Genomic DNA, 21,275 nt, shown 5'->3' on the forward strand with positions numbered 1-21,275 from the left:
GACAAAAATATAACTGCGCTCCACATTAACAAGTAACATATATTAGTTAATTCAAAATGGGGCTAGTCTATCGTTGATCGACAATGAATTGGCTACAGCATTAGTAGAAAATGGACCGTGCGGAATAAATATTCGCGTGGATGCCAATTATCGTGAGGTATACTATAGAATTAAGGACGCGAGGAACCAAGCAAGGACGGAAGAAAGATCTACGACACCTGGAGAGGTTATCAAAGTTTCCCAAAGTTGGAACCTAGTGAGCAATCTTGGATTGCAGATTACTTCTTCCGTCAGCAAAGATCTCGAAGTATTGGCTTGGCTTGCAGAATCCCGTTTGCGACTTGAAGGGTTTCCTGGCCTGAGTGAAGTCTATGAAGCGACGGCGTCGCTTATAGAACGATATAGCGACGAGCTTCATTCGATCGACGATGAAGATATCGAGGAAAAGCTGGCGCCCTTCGCTGGATTGAACGGTTTTGGCGCCGAGGGAACATTGATTCAGCCCTTACGCCTGTCTTCGCTTTTGCCGCTGGGGAAATTCGGGGAATTTACGCTTTGGGATTATCAACTGGCCCAGCGCAGTGATGAAACGGGTTTGCGCGATAGCCTGCATCAGGCCGCAGCCGAGGCAGGAATAGCTGCTCTCTCCGCTCATCTGGCCGAGGTCAACACATGCCTCGCCGCCTTCAATAGCTTCAATGCGCTCGTCACCCAGCGCTACGGACAGTTTGCTCCACCGGCATCCAATATCCGCAATGTGCTCGAGGAAATCATTGCAGCGATTCGCAGTCTTGGCGGACGCGACGACGCGACCTTGCCTGCCAATCAGAATGGCACCCCTTCAGGTGAAGATGGACAGGCCGCCCAACAAAATCCTGCGGCTGGCGTCGTGCAGCCCGCCGCCCGCGCAGCCGAGGGCCCTGAAGGCATTGCTTCTCGTGAAGACGCCTTCGATCTCCTCATGAATGTCGCCCGCTATTTCCGCCGCACGGAACCGCATTCGCCGATTTCGCTTTCGATTGAAACCCTGGTGCGGCGCGGACGCATGGATTTTTCCGAATTGCTGACGGAGTTACTACCGGAAGCACAGACCAGAAATGCCATTCTCATCGCCGCCGGTATCAAGCCGGCCAAGGAGAGCGGAAACTAACACATATCGGCGGAGGCTTCGGCATTCCGCCTACAGTTTTTTCGATGCCCAGGGGGCACGCAAGGAGGGTCAGTGATGGCAAGTGTGCATGAAAAGCTCGAGCGGGTTCGCAAGCCCAGGGTCCACATCAAATACGAGGTGGAAACCGAAGGTGCGATGGTGGTCAAGGAACTGCCCTTCGTGGTGGGTGTACTCGGCGATTTCTCCGGCAACCCGACCCAGCCGCTGAAGCCGTTCAACGAGCGGAAATTCGTCCAGATCGACCGGGACAATTTCGACGATGTGATGCGCCGCATGACGCCGGGCCTGAATATCCAGGTGAAGAATACCATCGACAATGACGGCACCGACATTGGCGTCAATCTGAAGTTCGAAAGCATGGACGATTTCCTGCCGGGATCGGTGGTGCAGCAGGTGCCAGCGCTGAAAGCGCTTCTGGATGCCCGCAATGAATTGCGGGACCTGCTCAGCAAGGCGGACCGTTCCGAAGATCTTGAACGGCTTCTCGAAGACATTCTGCAAAACCGTGGTGATCTTTCAAAGCTCGTCGCCGAGCTGAAAGACCGGCCAGACAGCAACGGCCAGGGCTGACACCAGCCGGTCCAACCGAAAACTCTTTGACTGGCGGCCCTTGTGTGACGCCGCTTTGAAAGGATTGAAGAGATGAGCGCTGAAAGCGTTTTGAAGCCAAATGAAACGACCGCCGCCACCGAAGAACAGGGGCTGTTGTCGAAGGTCGTGGCCGCCACCCGTCAGACGGAGCCGGATCGCGCCCGCAACCTTTTGAGCACCCTGACGGATCAGGCGCTGAAAGGTACGGTCAAATACGACCGCAACCTGACGGTCACCTTGAACAATGCCATTGCTGAGCTGGACAAGGTGATCTCCACCCAGCTCGCCGCCATCATGCAATCGCCGGAATTTACCAAGCTGGAAGGCAGCTGGCGGGGGCTGAACTATCTGGTCAAGAATTCTGAAACCAGCGTCAACCTGAAAATCCGGGTGCTGAACGCCTCCAAGCGCGAACTGTCGAAAGATCTGGCCAAAGCGGTCGAATTCGACCAGTCGCGACTGTTCAAGTCGATTTACGAAGACGAATTCGGCACGCCTGGCGGTGAACCGATGGGTGCTGTGGTCGGTGATTACGAATTCGATAACTCCTTCGAGGACGTCCAATTGCTTCAGGGCGTGTCCTCGATTGCCGCCGCAGCCTTCGCGCCGTTTGTCTCGGCAGCAAGCCCGCGGATGTTCGGCTTTGACGACTTCCGGGAATTGTCGCGGCCCCGCGATCTCGAAAAAATCTTCGAGACCGTGGAATATGCCAAATGGCGCAGCTTCCGCGAAAGCGACGATTCGCGTTTCGTCACGCTGGCCCTTCCCCGGGTTTTGGCGCGTATGCCCTATAGCCCGAAAACCAGCCAGATCGACGAGTTCGGTTTTGATGAAACCCTGGGCGAGGCAAGCGGCGAGCTGCATCACGACAGCTATTGCTGGATGAATGCCGCCTACGTCATGGGGACACGCCTCACCGAAGCCTTTGCGAAGAACGGCTGGTGCACAGCCATCCGTGGCGCGGAAAACGGCGGCAAGGTGGAAAACCTGCCCATGCATGTGTTCTCCAGCGATGATGGCGACCTCGACCTGAAATGCCCGACAGAAGTCGGCATTACCGACCGGCGCGACGCCGAACTTGGCAAGCTGGGCTTCCTGCCACTCTGCCACTACAAGAACACCGACTACGCCGTGTTCTTCGGCGCGCAAACCGCCCATAAGCCAAAACTCTATGACAAGCCCGAGGCGACGGCCAATGCCGCCGTGTCCGCCCGCCTGCCCTATATGATGGCGACCTCACGGTTCGCCCATTATCTGAAGGTCATGGGCCGCGACAAGATCGGCTCCTTCATGGAAGCAGATGATTGCGAGGTCTGGCTCAACCGTTGGATCTCCAATTACGTCAATGCCAATGACGATGCGGGCGAAGATTCGCGCGCAAAATATCCGCTGCGCGATGCCAAGGTGACAGTACAGGAAATCCCCGGCAAACCGGGCTCCTACAATGCGGTCGCCTGGCTGCGTCCATGGTTGCAGATGGAAGAGCTGACGACTTCGCTGCGCATGGTTGCCCGTATTCCATCGAAAAACTGATCCATCAGCAAAGGTCTGCGCGGGAGTTTCGCGCAGACCTCTATCGTCAACGTCATCAGGCATGCGCGTCCACCGGGGGGTATTGTGAGGACATCGTCACGGATGCTGGCGGATCGGTTGATCGCGGAAATCGACGCGGTTTTGAACCGGCAGGTGAATGCAATTCTACATCATCCCGACTTCCAGGCGATGGAAGCGCGGTGGCTTGGCCTTGACTTGCTGGTCCGCGAAGCGGGCCGCAGCGCCGAGGTAAAAATCAAGCTGATCAGCGCCAGCTGGAAAGAATTGGCGCGCAGCATGGAACGCGCCACCGATTTCGACCAGAGCCACCTGTTCGAACTGGTCTATAACCGCGAATTCGGCATGCCGGGCGGCGAACCATTCGGACTTCTGGTAGGCGATTACGACCTCTCTCCCGCCGCTATCGACGGCGCCGATACGGTCAGTACGCTGGCGCGCCTTTCAACAGTAGCCGCAGCGGCCTTTTGTCCGTTCATAGCCGGTGCATCGCCGCAGGCCATCGGGCTTGAAACCTTCCGCGAACTGAACCGGGTTTCCGATTTTTCCTGGTTGCAACAGGACAAGACGCGGCTGCGCTGGAACAGCTTGCGCGGCAGTGACGATACCCGGTTCCTGGGCCTGGTAGCACCGCGCGTGCTGATGCGTCCGCCCCACAAGCCATTCTGGCGTAAGCGCAATGACGGTTTTCCGTTTCGTGAACATCTCGCCGAAACCGGGGAGACTTTGCTCTGGGGTAACAGTGCCTTCGCCTTTGCGGCGATTATTCTGCGCACCTTTATCGATTCCGGCTGGTTTGCCGATATGCGCGGCGTGACCCAGGACGAGATCGATGGCGGCATGCTGGCGCCCTGGCAATTGCCGGGCCTTGATATCGGCGTGGAAAGCGAGGGCCTGTCCGCCCAGCCGCCCGTCGAGGTCAAGTTGACCCGCTCCCAGGAATTGCAGCTATCCGATCTCGGCATCGTCCCCGTTGCCACGACCTATCTTTCATCATCCGCGATTTTCAACGCCAACCAGTCGCTGCACGCGCCGGGCCATTATTCCAGCGAAACCGCCCGGCAAAATGCCCGGCTGGCGGCCATGCTGCAATATGTGCTCTGCGCGTCACGCTTCTCGCATTACCTGAAGGTGATCATGCGCGACAATATTGGCCAGCTCAGCACCGCCAATGTCATTCAGCGGCGGCTGGAAGATTGGCTGTCGGGCTATACGCTTGGCAATGACGATGCGGATGTGTCGCTCAGAAGCCGTTATCCGCTGCGTTCCGCGGGCATCCACGTCACGGAAATTCCTGGAAAACCCGGCGCCTTTTCCTGCACGGTCAGATTGCAGCCGCATTTCCAGCTCGATGATATCTCCACCAGTTTTCATCTCGTCGCCGAAACCTCGGGCGCTGCCGCGATGGGCGCTAGCGCCGGGCAGACGTAACCGAAAAGGATAGTTGCATGAGTACCGCCTCCCGCCGCATTGCCAGCCTGCTCGATGATGCAGATCTTGCCCAGGCCATGGATTCCGTCAAAGCCGAATTGAAAACGGCGGCCAGCGATCATGACCTGCGCCATCTCTATATCGACCTGCTGATTCTGGCTGGCGATTATGAAAAAGCCGACAGCCAGTGCGAACTGGCTGTCCGCTTCCAGCCGCAGGATGCCGTCGGTTTTTCGATGCTGCGCCAGCAGATCCGTGGGATGGCAGCCCGCAAAGCCTGGTTTGAAACCGGTGCCCTGCCGGATTTTCCCAGTGGCCCCACCGCTACCGACCAGATCGCGTTAAAGCTCAACCTGGCCCTGAAGGAAGGAGCGGCAAGCGAGGCTGTGGCCCTGCTTGCCGAACTGGAAGAGAGCCGAAGCACTGTGCCAATGCTATGGAACCGCGGCGCCGTTGCCGATATCCGCGATCTCGACGACCGTATCCCTCATGCGCTTGAAGTGCTGACCACCGGCGGCGCCTATCTCTGGGTCGATTTTTCAAGGATCGCGTCTGTTACGCCTCAACCGATACGCCGCCCCCGGGACACGGCCTTCCGCCCGGCGGAACTGACACTGGAAAGCGGCGCCGAGGCGACCGTGCTTCTCCCCGCCATTTATTATGGCGCCGATTCCAGCCCTGCCCTGCAACTCGGCCATCAGACCGAGTGGGTGGATGCGGTGGACGGGATCGTCACCGGTCTTGGTCAGCGATGCCTACTGGCGGGCGACGAACTGGTGTCTTTCCACGATCTTGAAAGCTTGCAATCGGATGCGACCGGCGAAAGGCAGGCTGCCCATGGTTGATCCATTACAGCGGTTTCGCGCCTCTGAACGGGTATTGAACCGATCCGTCCTGGACCGGCTGCTGGACGATACGCCTGATATGGACAGTGATCCGCAAACCAGCGTCAGCGAACAGGTGCGTGAGATGCGCGAAGTGATCCGCCGCGACCTGGAAGCGCTGTTGAACACCCGCCGCTGCCCGCAGGCACCACCGGATGGACTTGTCGAGTTGCAGGACGCGCTGGTCTCCTATGGCGTCGATGGTGTTCTTTCGGCCAATCTTTCGACGGACGAATCCAAACTTCGGCTGGCAAGACTGGTGGAACGGCGCATTGCGCTGTTTGAGACCCGCCTCGCCGACGTCAAGGTCACGATCCTCAAAGGCAATACAGAGGGCGACCGCGCCTTGCGGATGCGCATCAACGGTACGTTCCGTCTTTATGACGGGATGCCGCCGGTCAGTTTCGAATCTCGCATCGACCCCTCCACCCAGGCTTTCCGCATCGAGGCGTCGAATGGCTGAGACCTTTCTGGAACGCTATAATGACGAATTGTTCGCGCTGCGCAGGCGCGCGGAAAAATTCGCCCGCGCCTTCCCGAAAATTGCCGGGCGGTTGCGTCTGTCGGGTGATGTGGCCGACGATCCGCATGTGGAGCGGATTATCCAGAGTTTCGCCTATTCCGCCGCCCGCGTTCGCCAGAAACTGGACGATGAATTTCCGGAACTGACCGACAGCCTGCTGGAAACCCTCTACCCGCATTATCTGGCACCGGTGCCGCCGATGAGCATCGTGCAATTTGCGCCAGGCGCAACGCTGGCCGGCATGCAATTGCTGCCGCGCCATACCGACATCGTCAGCGAGCCGGTCGGCGGCGATCCCTGCCAGTTCCGCACCACGCAGGATGTGGAAATTGTCCCGATGACGGTGAGCACAGCCAGCCTGACCGGCTTGCCACTCGATGCACCAGCGGCACCCTTTGCAGGTGCAGCAGGCGTGTTGCGTCTGTCCCTGCGCTCTACGGCCCCCAAGCAGGACAGCATGGCCGGGCTTGGCGTCAAGCGCCTGACTTTTTTCATTGCCTCCGCATGGGCGCAGGCCGCCGCCCTGTTCGAGCTTCTGGCCAATCATTGCATCGGCATGGCGCTGGCACGCCATTCGGAGGATCGCAATGCGGTCTTTCTGCCAGCGGAAAACCTGCGTCCGCTGGGGTTTGCGCCGGAGCAGGCGATGCTTCCAACGGCACCGGGCAGTTTTGCCGGATACCGACTGCTGACCGAGTTTTTCACGTTGCCGCAAAAATTTCTGTTCCTGGAAGTATCCGGCATGGATCGCTGGCAGGGCGATGATGTCGAGCTTTACATCTATCTGGACAGCAGTGACGCGCGACTGGAGCGGATGATTTCCGCCAGCGACATCGTCCTCAATGCCACCCCGGTCATCAATTTGTTCCGGCAAAGCTCTGAACCGCTGACATTGGATGGCAGCCGCACGGAATATTCGCTCCTGCCTGACAGCCGCCGCCAAACCACCCGGGAAATCTACATGGTCGAACAGGTCCGGCTTTCGGCGGCGTCCGGCGAAGAACAGGATGCCCGGCCATTTTTCGGGAGCAGCCAGCGCGGCGCCAATAGCAGTGTGTTCTGGCAGGCGGTTCGCCGGTTCGATGAGGATGACGGCTCCTCGGATACCCAGATCGCCTTCGTTGATCGCAATCGCGGTCCGCTTGAGCCGACCGGACTGACGGCCAGCGTCGATACCCTATGCCTGAACAGAGACCTGGCCAGCCAATTGCCTTTCGGCGGCGGTCACCCGCACCTTCAATTGGTCAAGCGCAGTGAAAGCGTGGCCGAGATCAAGGCGCTTTTACCGCCAACGCCCGCCATTCGTATCCATGAAAAACTGGCCCGCCAATGGCGGCTGGTCTCCCATCTGCTGCTCAATCATCTGTCACTGTTCGACAATGACGGTTCGGCACTGAAGGATATTCTTTCGCTCTATGCATTGCGCGATGCGCCGGAAACGCGACAGCTTGTCGAAGCTATCAGCCGCGTCGAGGCCAAGCACGCACTCGCCCGGCTTGGCCCCGCCATGGTACCAGGCACCGATGTCACGATCGAATTTGACCCGGCTATGATCGACCGGGCAGCCGCCTTCATCTTCGGCAGCATCATTGATCATTTCTGCGGGCTCTATACCTCGGTCAACAGTTTCACCCGGCTGACCCTGACCATGCGCGGCCAGTCCGAGCCAATTGTCCGCTGGCCCGCCCGGGCCGCCGAGCGGCCTTTGCTGTAGGGGTGGTGATGAATATCCAGATCAAACCCAATGAGGATAAGTTGGCCCGCCTGCTGGAGCAGGACCCCGGCCATTTTGAACCGACCACGGCATTTCGGGTGGCACAACATCTGTCGTCGGGAACGGAGCTGGACGTCGGTCCCCATTCCGGCATTCAGCCAGCCCCCCTTGCCGTCAGCGGTTTTCGCCGAAAATTGCAGGGCAATGTCGTCAAATCGGCTTTTGCGCCGCTGGTTGGACCGCTTGGCGCGCTGCCGCCGGAATATAACGAATTGCTGCTGCGCGAAGAGCGCCGCCGTTCCCGCGCCTTGATCAGCTTTCTCAACCTGTTCGCTATCCGGTTTTCGGAACTGTTTGTGGCGGCCTGCGAGAAATACCGGTTGGCGCGGCGGCTGCGATGGAGTGCCACCAAGGAACAAAACACCTTCCGCAAGGTGTTGCTATCGCTGACCGGATTCGGCACCGCCGGACTGGTGGAAAAAGCCGGCATCAATGAAGATGTGATCCTGCGGTTTTCCGGATTTTTTGCCGACCGTACCCGCAATGTCGCCAGTCTTCGAGCCATGCTGGAGGAGTTTACCGGCATGGCGGTGGCGATTGAGCAGTTTCGTCCGCGCTGGGTCTCCATTCCGTCGGCAGAGTTGAGCCAGATGGGCAAGGGGTCCGGCCCAAGGCTCGGCGTCAACGCCATGGCGGGTGCATCCGTCATGGACCGGAGCGGGGCGCTGAGGCTGGTCATCGGTCCGGTTGGCTATGACGATTATATCAGCCTATCGCCTGGCAAGCCGCGTCTTGCGGAAATCTTCGCCCTCGCCCGCCTGTTTATCGGCAACGGCTTCGATATCGATGCCCAGGTCGTCCTGAAAAAAGAAGACATTCCTTTTTGTCAGATGGGGTCTGCGACCATGCCTGCCCGGCTCGGCTGGAACAGCTGGGCGCGGCTGGCCCCAGCAAGCACTGACAGCCGCGATGCCGTGGTCACCGAATATCAGGCCATGCCGCAGGGAGGTCTGGCATGAAGCTGGAACTTCGCCCCGAAAAACCAGTTACCAAGGGCCAGACCACCTGGACGCTAGACTATGGTCGCCGGACCATTGGCCGCGCCCCTGCCTGCGATTGGCAAGTTACGGACAATGAATGCCGCGTCTCTAAACTGCATTGCACCATCAGCCGGGACCGGGACGGCTATATACTGAGCGACCAGAGCGCCAATGGCACATTGGTCGATGGCAAGCTGCTGCTGGAAGGCGATACGATCCGGCTCAAGCACGGCGCCAGTATTGATGTGCGCGGCTACCGGTTTACCGTTTCGATTACCGGTGAGGCGACGCCTGAGGCGGTCGATCCCGATCCAACCATGCCGGTTAGCAGTGAGACGCTGACGATTTCCTCGATCCTTGCCGATATCGCCCCGAATGGCACCACCGCCCGCGGCCTTCTGGGAGACCGGCAGGTGGAGGAACCGTGGAAGCAACCTCGGCCCTCAGAGCGAGGCATGTCTGGAGGAGCCACACAATCTGACCGTCGGGCGGACAAGGAAAAGAGCTTTACCCGTCATGTCGATATCGGCTGGAGCGGTCCGCCGCAGACCGATGGCATGAAACCCGTCTTGCCGGACAACTGGTTCGATGAGGATGCCGGTGGAAGCGCCATGGAACATCTGGCCGCGCCGAAAACCTTCGTTACCATCGCGCCACCCGTTCGCCGTCCGCCGCAGGACGTGCCCCCTCCGCAAGAGGAGCGGTCAAAACCGCAGGACGAATTTGACGCCGTGTTCGCCGATCCTGAGGATCAGGAGCCGGATGCGCGACAGAGCCCATCGGCTTCAGATCTGCAAGCGGAGCGGATGATGGCGGCGCTCTCCCGCGCCCAAGAGGCGCTGGCCGAAAGCATCGCGGCCTTCGACCTGCCGGGTGATGCTGTACCTGCCCTTTCGCCCAGCGGCGGAACCGATCTTGCCGCCCGACTTGAAGCCTTTGCCGGACAGCAGGAGGCCTTCGCGGCGATTTTGCAAACCATGATGCAGGCGGCAGGCCGGTCGCTGGACCCACGCCTGCTGGAGGCCAAGGTAGACGCAAACTCGCCGGTACGCCTGCCGTTCCTTGCTGAGCGTGACTACTGGGCGGCCTATCGGCAATTGTTTCAGGCCGAGGGCCGTATTCTTTCATTCAGGGATTTCATGCGTCGCGCCGCCATGGGCGAGCAGGCCGAAGAGCCAGCCGTACCGGTTCAAGCCGACAGAGTAATGGGGGTAGAAACAACCGATGAGACATGAAAACCGGGTTGCCTGGACCGAAGGCATGTTCCTTCGCGTCCAACATTTCCAGCAGTCCGACCGCTGGACGGAGCGTCTGGTGCGCTCGGTGGCGCGCAGCCTTACGCCTTATCCCTGGGGTATTCTGGAGATTGGCCTGGACCGCAGCGCCCTTGCCATCGGCCAGTTCGCCCTGTCGGGCCTGCGTGGCATGCTGCCGGATGGTACGCCCTTCGATGCGCCTGAGGATACCGACCTGCCAGCAGCCCTTGAGCTGGACGAATCCGTCAAGAACGCGGTAATCTATCTGGCCCTTCCCGCCCGCCAGCCCGGCAAGGCCGACATGGCCCAGACCGGCACCTCCTCGGTCAACAGTGTGCGGCTTGTCGCCTCGCCCTATGAAGCGCCCGATGCCAATGTGGAAACCGATTTCCTGGCGCCCATCGATGTCGGACGGCTGAACCTGAAGCTGTTGAAGACCGGCGACGATCTGGCTGGTTATGAACTGCTGGGCCTTGCCCGCGTGGTCGAGGTGCGCTCCGACAAGGCTGTTCTCCTCGACCCGGATTTCATTCCAGCCAGCTTGAACTGCACGGCGTCCTCAAGACTGCATGAATTGATGACCGAATTGCTGGGCATCGTCCGGCACCGGGCGGAAGCGATTGCCGAGCGGATCGGCGATCCTACCATTCGCGGCACCGCGGAAGTTGGTGATTATTTCCTGTTGCAGATCCTCAACCGCGCCGATCCGCTGTTGAAACATGCATTGTCCAACGCCACACGCCTGCATCCCATACAGTTTTACGAGCAATGCATTCAGCTGGCCGGCGAGCTTGCGACGTTCACCATGGAGAGCAAGCGGGCGACGGATTTCCCCGCTTATCGCCATGACGATCTGAAGGCGACGTTTGGTGCTGTCTTCGAGGATTTGCGCACCTCGCTGTCCTCGGTGCTGGCGCAATCGGCTGTTGCCATCGAGCTGGTGGAGCGTCGCCACGGCGTGCGGGTCGGCACGATCAACGACCGCAGCCTGCTGCGCGATGCCGGTTTTGTGCTGGCAGTGCGGGCGGACATGTCGGCGGAAGACGTGCGCCGCACCCTTCCCGCCCGTATCAAGGTCGGGCCGGTGGAGCGGATTGCCGAACTGGTCAATGTGGCCCTACCGGGCATTCCGGTGCGCCCGTTGCCAGTTCTGCCACGCCAGCTGCCTTACCGGGCCGGAACCATCTATTTCGAGCTGGATACCAAGACGCCGCTCTGGAAACAGCTTGAAACATCCGGGGCGATTGCCCTGCACCTGGCAGGCGACTTCCCTGGTCTTGAACTCGAAATGTGGGCCTTGAGAGAATGAGCAACGAACGGCCTCCTTCCTGGCAGGATCTGCCGACCGTGGTGGAAGTCACGGAGGAAAAACGCCTCCAGGACGACAACGCCCGCAAGGTCGCCGACCTGCTCGACGGCGAAACATCGCAACCGGCACCCGCCGATAGCGGGACGCGGATGCCTGTCGCACATCTGATCGACAATTTCCGCTTCGGCAGCAGCGAAATGCCGGTGCTGGTGCGCTCGGCGGCACCGTTGCTCAACCTTGCCCATGCGCTGCGCTACCGCTCTGAGCAGCCGGATATAGAGGAACTGCGCCAGGTCTGCATCAATGCGGTCAACCGCTATGAGCGTGACCTCGCCAGCGCCCGTATCAGCCCGGAACGGGCGCGCGCCGCCCATTATGTCGTCTGCGCCACGATCGACGATGTGGTTTTGTCTACGCCTTGGGGCGTGCGGGCCGGATGGGCGCGCTCGGGCCTTGTCTCCACCTTCCACAATGACGTGACGGGCGGCGACCGGGTGTTCGATATTCTCGATCATTTCCATCAATCGCCTGGGTCTGCCAAGGATCTGCTGCTGCTGATCTACCTGTCCCTGTCCCTGGCGTTCGAAGGCCGTACCCGTGTTTCTTCCAAGGGACCACTTGAGCTTTCCCGCATTCGCGACAGTCTCTACAAAACCCTGCTTGGCCAATATGGCGTGTTTGAACGGGAGCTTTCGCCCCATTGGCAGGGCGTCCATGCCCGCCACAAACCGCTTCGCACCATGGCGGCGCTATGGACCGTGCTATCGCTGCTGGCCCTGGCGCTTGGGCTTGGCTATCTGTTTTTCACCCTGACCCTGAACGACAGTTCCGACCGGACTTTCGAGCGGCTGGCTGGGCTTGGACCACATGAGGCGCCGGGCGTGATGATCACGGTTCCCGTACCGGAACCACAGCCCCAGCCAACCGTTGCGCAGCAGGAGCCGGAACCGCAGCCGGTCAAGCCCCCGGCACCGCCGCCGCCAAGCCGCTTGAAAAACCTCATTACCTTCCTTCAGCCGGAAGTCGAAAAGAAACTGGTCTCGCTGTCTGACGCCAATGGACGGCTGCGCGTCCGCATCAACAATTCCGGTCTGTTTGACACCGGCAGCGCCGATGTGAAGGGTCAGTTCCGCGATCTGCTGCAACGCATCGGCGGGGCGCTGGCGGCAGAAAAATTCAGGGCGGTGGTGATCGGCTATACAGATAATGTGCCAATCAAGACCGTGCAGTTTCCGTCCAACTGGCACCTGTCGGAGGCTCGCGCCAAAGCGGTGGGCGAAATCCTTTCCAGCTTTACCGGACCGGATGCCATCCTGACCGAAGGCCGCGCCGATAGCGATCCGATTGCCGGTAACGACACGCCGGAGGGGCGTGAAATGAACCGGCGCACGGAAATCCTCGTTCTGACCAATCCCGACGAGAAAATCACCGATGCCGGCATCCTGACCCCGCCCGTTGAAAGCATCGACAACGGTCCCAATAATCAAGTGCCGAACACAAGTATAAAGACGCAGCAGGGGGCCAAGCCGTGATCAATCCACTCAGCTGGTTTTACACCATACGCTCCTATGTCGATTCCTACGCGGGTGTCGTCGGGCGGCGCTTTATATCGCTGATCTGGGTCATCGCTCTTTGCGTGCTGATCTGGTTCTACGGCTATCTGGCCGCCTTCGGCAGCTTCAAGCCACTCGCCAGCGTTTCCGCCCGCATCTGGACCATGGTGGTGATCTTTGCCATCTGGACCGCCTATATGATTGTCACCATGGTCCGCGCCAAGCGCCAGGACAAGGAACTGGTCGACAGTATCGAGGCGCAGGCGCTGGCCAACCAGCAGGCCGAAGTCAGCGAAATCAGCAACCGGCTGAAAGAAGCGCTGGCCTTGCTGCGGCGGATTACCAAGAAACGCTTCGGCTATATCTATGAGCTGCCATGGTATGTGATTTTCGGGGCGCCCGGCTCCGGCAAAACGACAGCGCTGACCAATTCCGGCCTGCAATTTCCGCTTGGCGACGCCCTTGGCAGCGATGCCGTCAAGGGCATTGGCGGCACGCGCAATTGTAATTGGTGGTTTGCCGATCAGGCGATCATGATCGACACCGCCGGTCGCTATACGACCCAGGATGACCTCGATGGATCATCGAAAGCCGGATGGGAAGGGTTTCTCGGCCTGCTGCGCCGTTATCGCCGTTCGCAGCCGGTCAATGGCGCGCTTCTCACACTGTCCATCGGCGATCTGTTGACCCGCGACCCGGAAGCCCAGCGCGAAGAACTGCGGGCGATCCGCAAGCGGCTGGCGGAACTGGACGACCATCTCGGCGCCCGCGTTCCGGTCTATATCCTGCTGACCAAGGCCGATCTTCTCACCGGTTTCGTGGAATTCTACGATAGTTTCAACAAGAGCGACCGCGAACAGGTCTGGGGTACGACTTTCGGCCTGGAGGAAAGCTACGGCGCAAAGACATTGCCGGAGCGTTTTGCCGAGGAATTCGCGCTGTTGCAACAGCGTGTCGATGCCATGCTGATCGAGCGGCTGCAACAGGAACAAAGTGCCGACATCCGCGGCCGGATTTTCCGTTTTCCGGCCGAGCTTGCCAGTTTGCAGGAGAAGCTCGGTGAGGCGATCAGCGAGCTTTGCACCGGCTCGTCATTGGTCGAGGCTCCACTGATCCGTGGTATCTATTTCGTCTCCGCGACACAGCCGGATGAAACCCTGGCCCGCACCACGACAAACCGAACGCGGCGCAGTTATTTCCTGCCAAAACTGTTCAGCGAGGTTATCTTCAATGAAGCTGCCCTGGTTGCACGCGACAAGCGCCTTTCCTCTCGCCAGGTTCTGCTGCGCCAGGCTGTTTGGGGTTTGGCTGTGGCGGCGGTGGTCATTGTGTTTGCTGGATGGACCATGACGTTTTTCCAGAACCGGGCCGCTCTCGCCCAGGCCGAAGAACATCTGAACGCCTATGACAAGCTGATCCAGGATGTGCCGGTGCGCAATGTGTCGGATGCCGATTTTCTGCGCGTCCTGCCTGCGCTGGACAATCTGCGTGCGGTTCCAACCGGCTTTGACACCCGCTATGTCTGGGCCGCAAGTTTCGGTCTCAGCCAGCGCGACAAGATTGCCGGTCGCCAGCGCGACGCCTATCAGCGCGCACTGAACAGCCTTTTGTTGCCCCGTATGCTGGTGCAATTGCAAAAGGACCTGACCGGTGAAAGCGATGTAACGCGTACCTTCAATGCGCTGAAACTCTATGAAATGCTGGGCGGACTGGGGCGGCTCGACCGGGAATTTGTCTCGGCCCAGGCAACCCAGATGTTTAACGCCCTTTATCCGGGCGAAGGCCGGACAGCGGCCCGCAAAGCGCTGATACAACATGCCAGCGCGATGGCGGCAGGCGTATTGCCACCGGTCGAAATCGACAAGCGGCTTATTGAAAAGGCCCGCAACACCATCCGCAACCAGACCGTTGCCGAACGGGCTTTCGACATCCTGGCCGGATCGAAACAAGCGCAGGCGCTGATGCCGTGGCAGCCATCGCTTGCCTTTGGCGCGCTGGGTGAAAAAGCCTTCATCCGCAAGTCCGGCGCGCTGCTGACGGAAGGGGTCGAGGGATTATTTACCGCGACCGGCTACCGCACCGTCGTCCTGCCGCATATTGCCGACGCCGCCCGCGAAGCGCTGCAAGAAGAATGGGTGCGCGGCTCCAATGCGCAATTGCGCGGCCAGACGCTGGAATCGGTAGCCCAGGCGGCCTTGCAGATCTACTATGACCGGCTTGAACAGCGCTGGGCCTCCGTGCTGGGGGATCTCGCCGTCAGGCCGTCGCAAAGTCTTGGTGATGCGGTGGAAACCACGCGCATCCTCTCCAATGACCGCAATATCGTTGCCCAGGCCGCCCGCTCGATTGCCGATGCGACCGACTTGCGCCCGAAGGGTGACACGGCGGGCATGACCACGCTGGTGTCATCCGCCAGCGGCGACACGGTTGCTGCCATGCTGGCATCCTCCATGGCCGCCCCTGATCCCTATAGCCGCTTGCGCGAGGCGCTGGATACGCCTGCCGCAGACGATAGCCGCAAGGCAACAACAGATAAACAGGATAAACCCGCCTCCCAGGTCGAGGCGATATTGCCAGTTATCACGGCGCTGCATGACCAGCTGGCCCGCTCGGTTACGTCCTCAGCAGAGGTAGCAAAAGTGTTCGATGTCGATAGCCAATTGACACGAGCCAATCAGGACCTGCTCCAGGATGCCCGCCGTCTGCCTGGACCATTGGATGGCTGGATGGCCGGACTTGCCGCCGATACCGGCTCACTCGCCGTCAAATCGGCCCGCAGCCGGATTGGCGACCTGTGGTCGAGCGAAGGGGCAGGCCTGTGCAGCTCCATCGTCACGGGCCGCTATCCCTTCGACCGCGCCTCCAGCCGCGACGTGGCCATGAACGACTTCATCCGGCTTTTCGGTCCGAAGGGCCTGTTCCAGACCTTCTTCAAGCAAAGGATGGAACCCTTCGTCGATCAGTCGATCTCGCCCTGGGGCTGGAAAGGCACCTTCGGCGCGGCTGGCATTCCCAGCGAGGGCATAGCCGAGTTTGAAAGGGCCGACCAGATCTTCCGCGCTTTCTTCCCGAATGGCAGCGAGACACCGGCGATTGCCATCAATGTCAAGCCGGTGTCGCTTGGTGAGACCTCGACGGCGGTGATGCTGGAAATCCAGGGCGAACGGGTGGTATATTTCCACGGCCCGGTTCAGGCAAAAACCATAACCTGGCCATCGAAGGATGCCGCCAGCATGTCGCGGATTGCCTTCCAGCCCGGCGGCTGGCAACAGGCGAAGACTGAAAATGGCGACTGGTCGCCTTTCCGCCTGTTTGACGATGCAAATATCCAAAACCAAGGCGACGATCTGTTCCGGGCGAAATTCACCAACGATAACCAGGTGGCTGAATTCGATGTGCAGTTCGGTTCGGTGTTGAATGCCTTCAGGCTGAAGGCGCTGTCCGAATTTACCTGCCCGACCCAGTTCTGATCTGCAATCGTAGCACCCGGCATGATGGCCGGGTCCTACCTCCCTGTCAAAGGCACCCCGGATCACTCCGCCGGGATGCATCCTGAGGAAGAGGCAAGCCATGGCATTGCGACCTGCCCAGACAGAAAAGCCCGCCGGTCAGGACCGGATCGGGTTTTTCGGCAAATTACCAAGCCATGGGGATTTCCTCTCGGAAGGCCTGGAACGGGAAATGGTCGCCACACTCGATGGCTGGATCCGTGGCGGCTTGCATGCCTGTGAACAGGAATTCGGCGCGGCCTGGCCGGATCTGTTCAGCGCCTCCCCGCCTTGGCGGTTCATCGTCGAAAAAGGCGTTTGGGGCCAGGTTGCTCATGCGGGTGTCATGCTGGCCAGCCGTGACCGTGTCGGTCGCAGTTTTCCGCTGATCATCATGGCGCAGATGCACCGGTTCACACATCACCCCCGCACGCTGTTTCTGGACCACACCTGGTTCATGGCCGCCGAAGGACTGGCTGAATCAACGATGACGCGGGAATTTGACATTAACCGCTTCACTGAAACCCTGAAGCGCATGCGTATGCCCCGCCCCCAGGAGGAAGAGGGCACCGCCACCGCCAGCAAAGATGGCACTGCACTCTGGTGGTATATCGATCCGCAAACCTCAAAACCGCAGGGACTTCGCTTTTCAAGTCAGATGAAAGCCGAGGACTTCCTGCGGCTTTTCCGACAAAGCGCGGGTCTTATGTCCCGACCGCAAGACAATACCGCGTCCGCCCCTGCCCCAGCCCGGGCCCCAGCGTCAGTCCCGATACCAGCCGAGGCAAAACCTGCACCTCAACGGGCCGCTCCAAGCCCGGATAAGCCACCCAGAGACCCTAAAACAGCTGAGTCGCAAGCAGCTGGGCTGCGTTACAGTTACGCCACCCATGCCGGTACGCGGTTTTCGATCAATGCGGACGGGCTATTCATCTGCGAAAAACCGAGGATTTTCGCCATTGCCGACGGTGTCGGAGATGACACCGCGTCGCAGGAAGCCGCACGTTATACCGCAGGCCAGTTGACCGAAATCGGTGACACCGCCGATATTGATACCATGTTGCAGGAAATCAAAGGCAAGCTTGGCCGAGCCAATAGCCTGCTGCAAGCCCGCGCGCAACGCACAGACGGAACCCCACCCGCCGCCAGCGTTGTTGTCGCGGCTTTGGTAAGTGATCAACTTCTGCTGGTGTGGGCGGGCGACGCCCGAGCCTATCTGTTGCGTGACGGCACAATGGTACCGCTGACCCGCGACCATATTGCCATCGGCCTGCAAAAACGACTGCGGCGCGGGGTCGGATTGGATCAGCAATTCTTGCCGGAAACGCTGACCACCGACATATTACCGGGCGATCGTCTGTTGTTATGCAGTTTTCCGCTGATCCAGGTCCTGACGGAGCGAACCGTTGCGGAAATTCTGCACCAATGCACCGATACCGAAAGTGCCGAGCGGCTGATTCAGGAGGCCTTGATTGCCAATGTGCGCGAAAATGTGAGCGCTATCGTCGTTAGCCTGGCGCGTGCCGATGCCTCTGCCTGAAAGTTTCAGCGACGTCGCCGCCCGTTTCAACGCCCTGATGCAAGCTGTGCACGGGAATAGTGGGACACCCCATACTGACGGGGAACAGCGGCTCCTGATCGACCGATTGAGAAACGCTCTCGACCGACGGGCCGAAACATTGGCTCCCTCGGACCCCACCTTCATCGCAGGAACATTTGCCGTCGAAACCCTGCTTTACGAGGGTCGCCATAGCCGCGTTCTCAAGCTGCGTCACCGGGATCTGGGAACCGCCTATGTCCTGAAAACACTGACCAAGGATGGGGCTTCGTCAGCCAGCCAGGCGGAACTGCTGATCCGTGAAGCCCGGGTTAGCCTCGACCTGCACCATCCCAGTCTGGTTGGCACCTCAATGCTGTTGCGACTGGCCGATGGCAGCCCAGGCCTTATCCAGCCCTGGTCTGGGTATTCTCTGAGGGAGAGCCTGGAGAGGGAGGGAGGAACCGGCCTCGACGTAGCGCAAATCATGCATGATCTGCTGACCGCACTTGAGGCTTTGCATAACCGCGGCCTTGTCCACGGTGATGTTACCCCCAGCAATATCATTCTCGATCCGCTGCGGCGGATAGCAAGATTAGCCGACTTTGGTTTGACCATAGAATGCGGCGCTAGCTGGTCCGATCTCGGTCTTGCAGAAGCCGGCTCCCCGGACTATTGCGCACCGGAACAGAGTGCTTCTAGCAAGGCAGCGACAGCGATGGATCTCTACGGTGCAGGTCGAGTGCTCTTGCGAATGCTCGACACTGTGCCGCAAGGCCACAACGCCGATCTTGCACAGCTCGCGGAGCATCTCTGTAACATTGATCCTGGAAACAGGCCCAAAACCGCCAAAGAAGCCTTGGCGAACCTGTCGCAGATAGGGGCAAGGGAATGATATCAGGGCGTAACAACGCTTAGGTTTTCTCGCCTTCAAACCATTAAAGACATCTCAAATCTATCAAGAATTTGAGATGTCCAAGACCGAAATTTTGACGGTCACTTCAATCATAGAACCAGCACGCCGCAGGTTCAGCTTATCATGATCAATTGGAGGAGCCAGGGAGAGGTGCCGCCGATGTTGACGGCACTTTCTGGTAAACGGTCAGCAACTTGGCAGCATCAACCATGCCCGAATTGCTGGCATAGAGCACATCGCCCTTCTGCATCTGGAACAGTTGCATCAGCATGATGCTGGAGGCATCTTTCATATTCACATGATAGATTACCGGCTTGCTGCTGGTGGTCATGGCTACCGGTCCCTTGGCGCCACTTGCCGTCACCGTCGATGCCGGAACCTGGATCAACTGGTTGCGGAACACGTAGACATTTCGGGCATCGGCCCGGTCATCCAGCAATCCGCCAGCCCGGCCAACCGCCTGAGCCAGGGTAAGCTTGCCGGTTTCGAACTGGAATTCACCCGTGCTTTTGAAAGCACCAAGGGCCGTATAGCTGGCCGGTTCACCATCGACGATCACCTGGTCGCCGGGCAGCAGGACGATATTCTGTTTTTCATCGCTCATCACCCGATCCAGCGTCGTCGTTGCGCGTTCCCGACCGCGCACAACGGTAACCTTGGCGGCCTGCGGTGCAACGGACGCCCCGCCTGACTGCGAAATGATATCCAGAACCCGCTCACGCCGCGCTGTCAGCGCCACTTTTCCGGGGGTCTTGACACCACCGCTGACCAGAACGGCGCTGGACGGCTTATCCACAATCGTCACGACGGCCTGTGGGTTAACTGCCGAGCCTTTCATGCCCTGGACAATACGATTTTGGAGGCCTTCCGGGGTGGAATCCGTCACCCGCTGCTTGCCGACGAAAGGCATGGTGACGCTGCCCTGCGGATCGACAGTGAAGCGACCAAGATTAAGGGTACTACTATGGGTGGAGGAAAAAAGACCTTCTTCGCCGGTATCCAGCAAAGTCACGTCAAACACATCGCCCGGCCGCAGTCTCTGTTGATTATAGGCGCCGCGAAGCACCGACAAACCCGGCTCGGAGGCTGAATAACCAGACTGCGGTGCCGCAGCAGTGACAGCCGGCGCCTTGGAAAGCTCGATCACCGGCACTTTGCTTGAACTGCCCGGGAACGTCGCAGAGCGGATGGCCCCAGCACTTGGTCCATCCGATGGTTTTGCACAGCTCGACAAAATCGCAATCAAAAGAACTGGCAAAACCTTGCGCATTCGCTGCTCCAAAATCCAAGAATCAATAGAAAAAATAGATAGCAGCAGATGCCTAACTAACAATTGTAAAAAACGACAAATGCCGCAAAAACGACATTCAAAAAACACATGTTGCTTTTGCGCAACCCCAAGAGTGGAAATTAAAGATAGCTCGCCTCCAGCAATTGCTACGACGGCACGCATCAGCTCGAAGCCCTTGTTGATGTCTTCGACTGGCATGGTGTGGATGATCATCGGGTCGATCAGGATTGAATAGCCCTTAGATTTGTAGACACCTTCTTTCCTAATTTTGAGGCAAGAAGCTCATCATGAGCAAATCGAATTTCAGCGAAGAGTTTAAAAATCGACGCTGTGCGTCAGATCACCGAACGAGGCTATCCCGTTTCAGAGGTTTCGCAGCGGCTGGGTGTCAGCCAACATTCCCTCTACGAGTGGAAGAAGAAATTCTCCTCGCCGACGGGTGACCAGGGCAGTAACCAGGCCGAGGAGATCAGGCAGCTTAAAAAGGAACTGGCGCGCGTCACCGAGGAGCGCGACATATAAAAAAGCGACCGCGTATTTCGCCAGGAATGCAAAATGAAGTACGCGTTCGTTGCCCAGCATCAGAAGCTGTTTTCGGTCCGAACGATGTGCCGCCTGTTGCGTATTCATCCCAGCGGCTTTTACGCTTGGCTCCGGACACACTTGAGCAAGCGGGCTTGTAAAGACGACCGGCAAATCGGTCTTCTGCGGAAAGCCTAAGAGGAAAGCGGCAAGGTTTATGGCTACCGCAAGCTTCACGACGGCCTGCTCGACCACGGCAAGACTTGCTGCCTCAACAGGGTTGCCCGGCTTGCGCGGGCCGCCAGGATAAAGGCTCAGATCGGCTATAAGCGCCCTACTGGAATTTATGGCGGCAGACCCTCCATTGTCATCGATAACACGCTGAATCGACAACTCGACGTGGCGGCTCGGGACAAGGCCTGGGTGTGTTCCGGCGTGCAAAATTGACCCCATTAGCGGGGTAATCGGCGTCCAATTTTGACCCCCTTCGGATTTATC

15 protein-coding genes and 1 pseudogene are annotated in these 21,275 nt (G+C 59.1%); 15 read left to right on the plus strand and 1 reads right to left on the minus strand.

Annotation, left to right across the window (positions count from 1 at the left end; genetic code table 11):
- The first annotated feature begins 73 nt into the window (after positions 1 to 73).
- The 14 genes from tssA to IEI95_RS02795 all read left to right on the plus strand — a co-directional run bounded on the left by tssA (position 74) and on the right by IEI95_RS02795 (position 18,943).
- A complete protein-coding gene (gene tssA, locus IEI95_RS02730) occupies positions 74 to 1,150 on the plus strand; it encodes a type VI secretion system protein TssA (protein WP_156533527.1) in 1,077 nt (358 codons plus the stop codon).
- Between the two features lie 75 nt (positions 1,151 to 1,225).
- Positions 1,226 to 1,741 carry a type VI secretion system contractile sheath small subunit gene (tssB, locus tag IEI95_RS02735; protein WP_156533526.1) on the plus strand — a complete coding sequence of 172 codons (516 nt, stop codon included), beginning with the start codon at positions 1,226 to 1,228 and terminating at the stop codon, positions 1,739 to 1,741.
- Positions 1,742 to 1,813: 72 nt separating this feature from the next.
- On the plus strand, positions 1,814 to 3,295 hold the full coding sequence (gene tssC, locus IEI95_RS02740; RefSeq protein WP_070148435.1) for a type VI secretion system contractile sheath large subunit: 1,482 nt from the start codon (positions 1,814 to 1,816) through the stop codon (positions 3,293 to 3,295).
- 42 nt (positions 3,296 to 3,337) lie between these two features.
- A complete protein-coding gene (gene tssC, locus IEI95_RS02745; protein WP_194416244.1) occupies positions 3,338 to 4,744 on the plus strand; it encodes a type VI secretion system contractile sheath large subunit in 1,407 nt (468 codons plus the stop codon).
- A gap of 17 nt (positions 4,745 to 4,761) precedes the next feature.
- Positions 4,762 to 5,589 (plus strand): type VI secretion system accessory protein TagJ, encoded by an 828-nt coding sequence (locus IEI95_RS02750; protein ID WP_156533524.1) that lies wholly within the window; start codon positions 4,762 to 4,764, stop codon positions 5,587 to 5,589.
- Positions 5,582 to 6,091 (plus strand): type VI secretion system baseplate subunit TssE, encoded by a 510-nt coding sequence (gene tssE / locus IEI95_RS02755; RefSeq protein WP_156533523.1) that lies wholly within the window; start codon positions 5,582 to 5,584, stop codon positions 6,089 to 6,091. The genes IEI95_RS02750 and tssE overlap by 8 nt, the downstream gene beginning before the upstream one ends.
- Positions 6,084 to 7,865, plus strand: coding sequence for a type VI secretion system baseplate subunit TssF (tssF, locus tag IEI95_RS02760; protein ID WP_156533522.1), 1,782 nt, complete (start codon positions 6,084 to 6,086; stop codon positions 7,863 to 7,865). Before tssE ends, tssF begins: the two co-directional genes overlap by 8 nt.
- Before the next feature lie 8 nt (positions 7,866 to 7,873).
- Positions 7,874 to 8,884, plus strand: coding sequence for a type VI secretion system baseplate subunit TssG (gene tssG / locus IEI95_RS02765; RefSeq protein ID WP_156533521.1), 1,011 nt, complete (start codon positions 7,874 to 7,876; stop codon positions 8,882 to 8,884).
- Positions 8,881 to 10,140, plus strand: a complete 1,260-nt coding sequence (locus tag IEI95_RS02770; RefSeq protein ID WP_156537991.1) for an FHA domain-containing protein — start codon at positions 8,881 to 8,883, stop codon at positions 10,138 to 10,140. Before tssG ends, IEI95_RS02770 begins: the two co-directional genes overlap by 4 nt.
- Positions 10,130 to 11,470 carry a type VI secretion system baseplate subunit TssK gene (gene tssK, locus IEI95_RS02775; RefSeq protein ID WP_087729581.1) on the plus strand — a complete coding sequence of 447 codons (1,341 nt, stop codon included), beginning with the start codon at positions 10,130 to 10,132 and terminating at the stop codon, positions 11,468 to 11,470. The genes IEI95_RS02770 and tssK overlap by 11 nt, the downstream gene beginning before the upstream one ends.
- Entirely contained in the window at positions 11,467 to 13,002 is a 1,536-nt protein-coding gene (gene tssL, locus IEI95_RS02780; RefSeq protein WP_156533519.1) for a type VI secretion system protein TssL, long form, read from the plus strand. The genes tssK and tssL overlap by 4 nt, the downstream gene beginning before the upstream one ends.
- The gene (tssM, locus tag IEI95_RS02785) at positions 13,002 to 16,493 is read left to right on the plus strand and encodes a type VI secretion system membrane subunit TssM (RefSeq protein ID WP_194416245.1); all 3,492 of its coding nucleotides are present in this window, start codon (positions 13,002 to 13,004) and stop codon (positions 16,491 to 16,493) included. Before tssL ends, tssM begins: the two co-directional genes overlap by 1 nt.
- Before the next feature lie 100 nt (positions 16,494 to 16,593).
- Positions 16,594 to 18,051: a type VI secretion system-associated protein TagF gene (gene tagF, locus IEI95_RS02790; protein ID WP_194415767.1), complete on the plus strand. Its 1,458-nt coding sequence runs from the start codon at positions 16,594 to 16,596 to the stop codon at positions 18,049 to 18,051.
- Complete coding sequence (locus IEI95_RS02795; RefSeq protein ID WP_156533517.1) at positions 18,038 to 18,943, plus strand: protein kinase domain-containing protein; 906 nt, start codon at positions 18,038 to 18,040, stop codon at positions 18,941 to 18,943. The genes tagF and IEI95_RS02795 overlap by 14 nt, the downstream gene beginning before the upstream one ends.
- 148 nt (positions 18,944 to 19,091) lie before the next feature.
- Here IEI95_RS02795 and IEI95_RS02800 read toward each other — a convergent pair whose 3' ends face one another.
- The gene (locus IEI95_RS02800) at positions 19,092 to 20,234 is read right to left on the minus strand and encodes a polysaccharide biosynthesis/export family protein (protein ID WP_071207218.1); all 1,143 of its coding nucleotides are present in this window, start codon (positions 20,232 to 20,234) and stop codon (positions 19,092 to 19,094) included.
- A gap of 308 nt (positions 20,235 to 20,542) precedes the next feature.
- Here IEI95_RS02800 and IEI95_RS29240 point away from each other — a divergent pair.
- Positions 20,543 to 21,203, plus strand: a pseudogene (locus IEI95_RS29240) (transposase); the annotation flags it as partial.
- Between the last annotated feature and the right edge of the window lie 72 nt (positions 21,204 to 21,275).

It is taken from the genome of Agrobacterium vitis (assembly GCF_014926405.1).
GTDB classification, from domain to species: Bacteria; Pseudomonadota; Alphaproteobacteria; order Rhizobiales; family Rhizobiaceae; genus Allorhizobium; species Allorhizobium vitis_H.

Excerpts from the sequence above, each read along its gene's own strand:
- tssB (WP_156533526.1), top strand. The coding sequence starts at position 1,226 with ATGGCAAGTGTGCATGAAAAGCTCGAGCGGGTTCGCAAGCCCAGGGTC.
- tssC (WP_070148435.1), top strand. The coding sequence starts at position 1,814 with ATGAGCGCTGAAAGCGTTTTGAAGCCAAATGAAACGACCGCCGCCACC.
- IEI95_RS02750 (WP_156533524.1), top strand. The coding sequence starts at position 4,762 with ATGAGTACCGCCTCCCGCCGCATTGCCAGCCTGCTCGATGATGCAGAT.
- tssE (WP_156533523.1), top strand. The coding sequence starts at position 5,582 with ATGGTTGATCCATTACAGCGGTTTCGCGCCTCTGAACGGGTATTGAAC.
- tssF (WP_156533522.1), top strand. The coding sequence starts at position 6,084 with ATGGCTGAGACCTTTCTGGAACGCTATAATGACGAATTGTTCGCGCTG.
- tssG (WP_156533521.1), top strand. The coding sequence starts at position 7,874 with ATGAATATCCAGATCAAACCCAATGAGGATAAGTTGGCCCGCCTGCTG.
- IEI95_RS02770 (WP_156537991.1), top strand. The coding sequence starts at position 8,881 with ATGAAGCTGGAACTTCGCCCCGAAAAACCAGTTACCAAGGGCCAGACC.
- tssK (WP_087729581.1), top strand. The coding sequence starts at position 10,130 with ATGAGACATGAAAACCGGGTTGCCTGGACCGAAGGCATGTTCCTTCGC.
- tssL (WP_156533519.1), top strand. The coding sequence starts at position 11,467 with ATGAGCAACGAACGGCCTCCTTCCTGGCAGGATCTGCCGACCGTGGTG.
- tagF (WP_194415767.1), top strand. The coding sequence starts at position 16,594 with ATGGCATTGCGACCTGCCCAGACAGAAAAGCCCGCCGGTCAGGACCGG.
- IEI95_RS02795 (WP_156533517.1), top strand. The coding sequence starts at position 18,038 with ATGCCTCTGCCTGAAAGTTTCAGCGACGTCGCCGCCCGTTTCAACGCC.
- IEI95_RS02800 (WP_071207218.1), bottom strand. The coding sequence starts at position 20,234 with ATGCGCAAGGTTTTGCCAGTTCTTTTGATTGCGATTTTGTCGAGCTGT.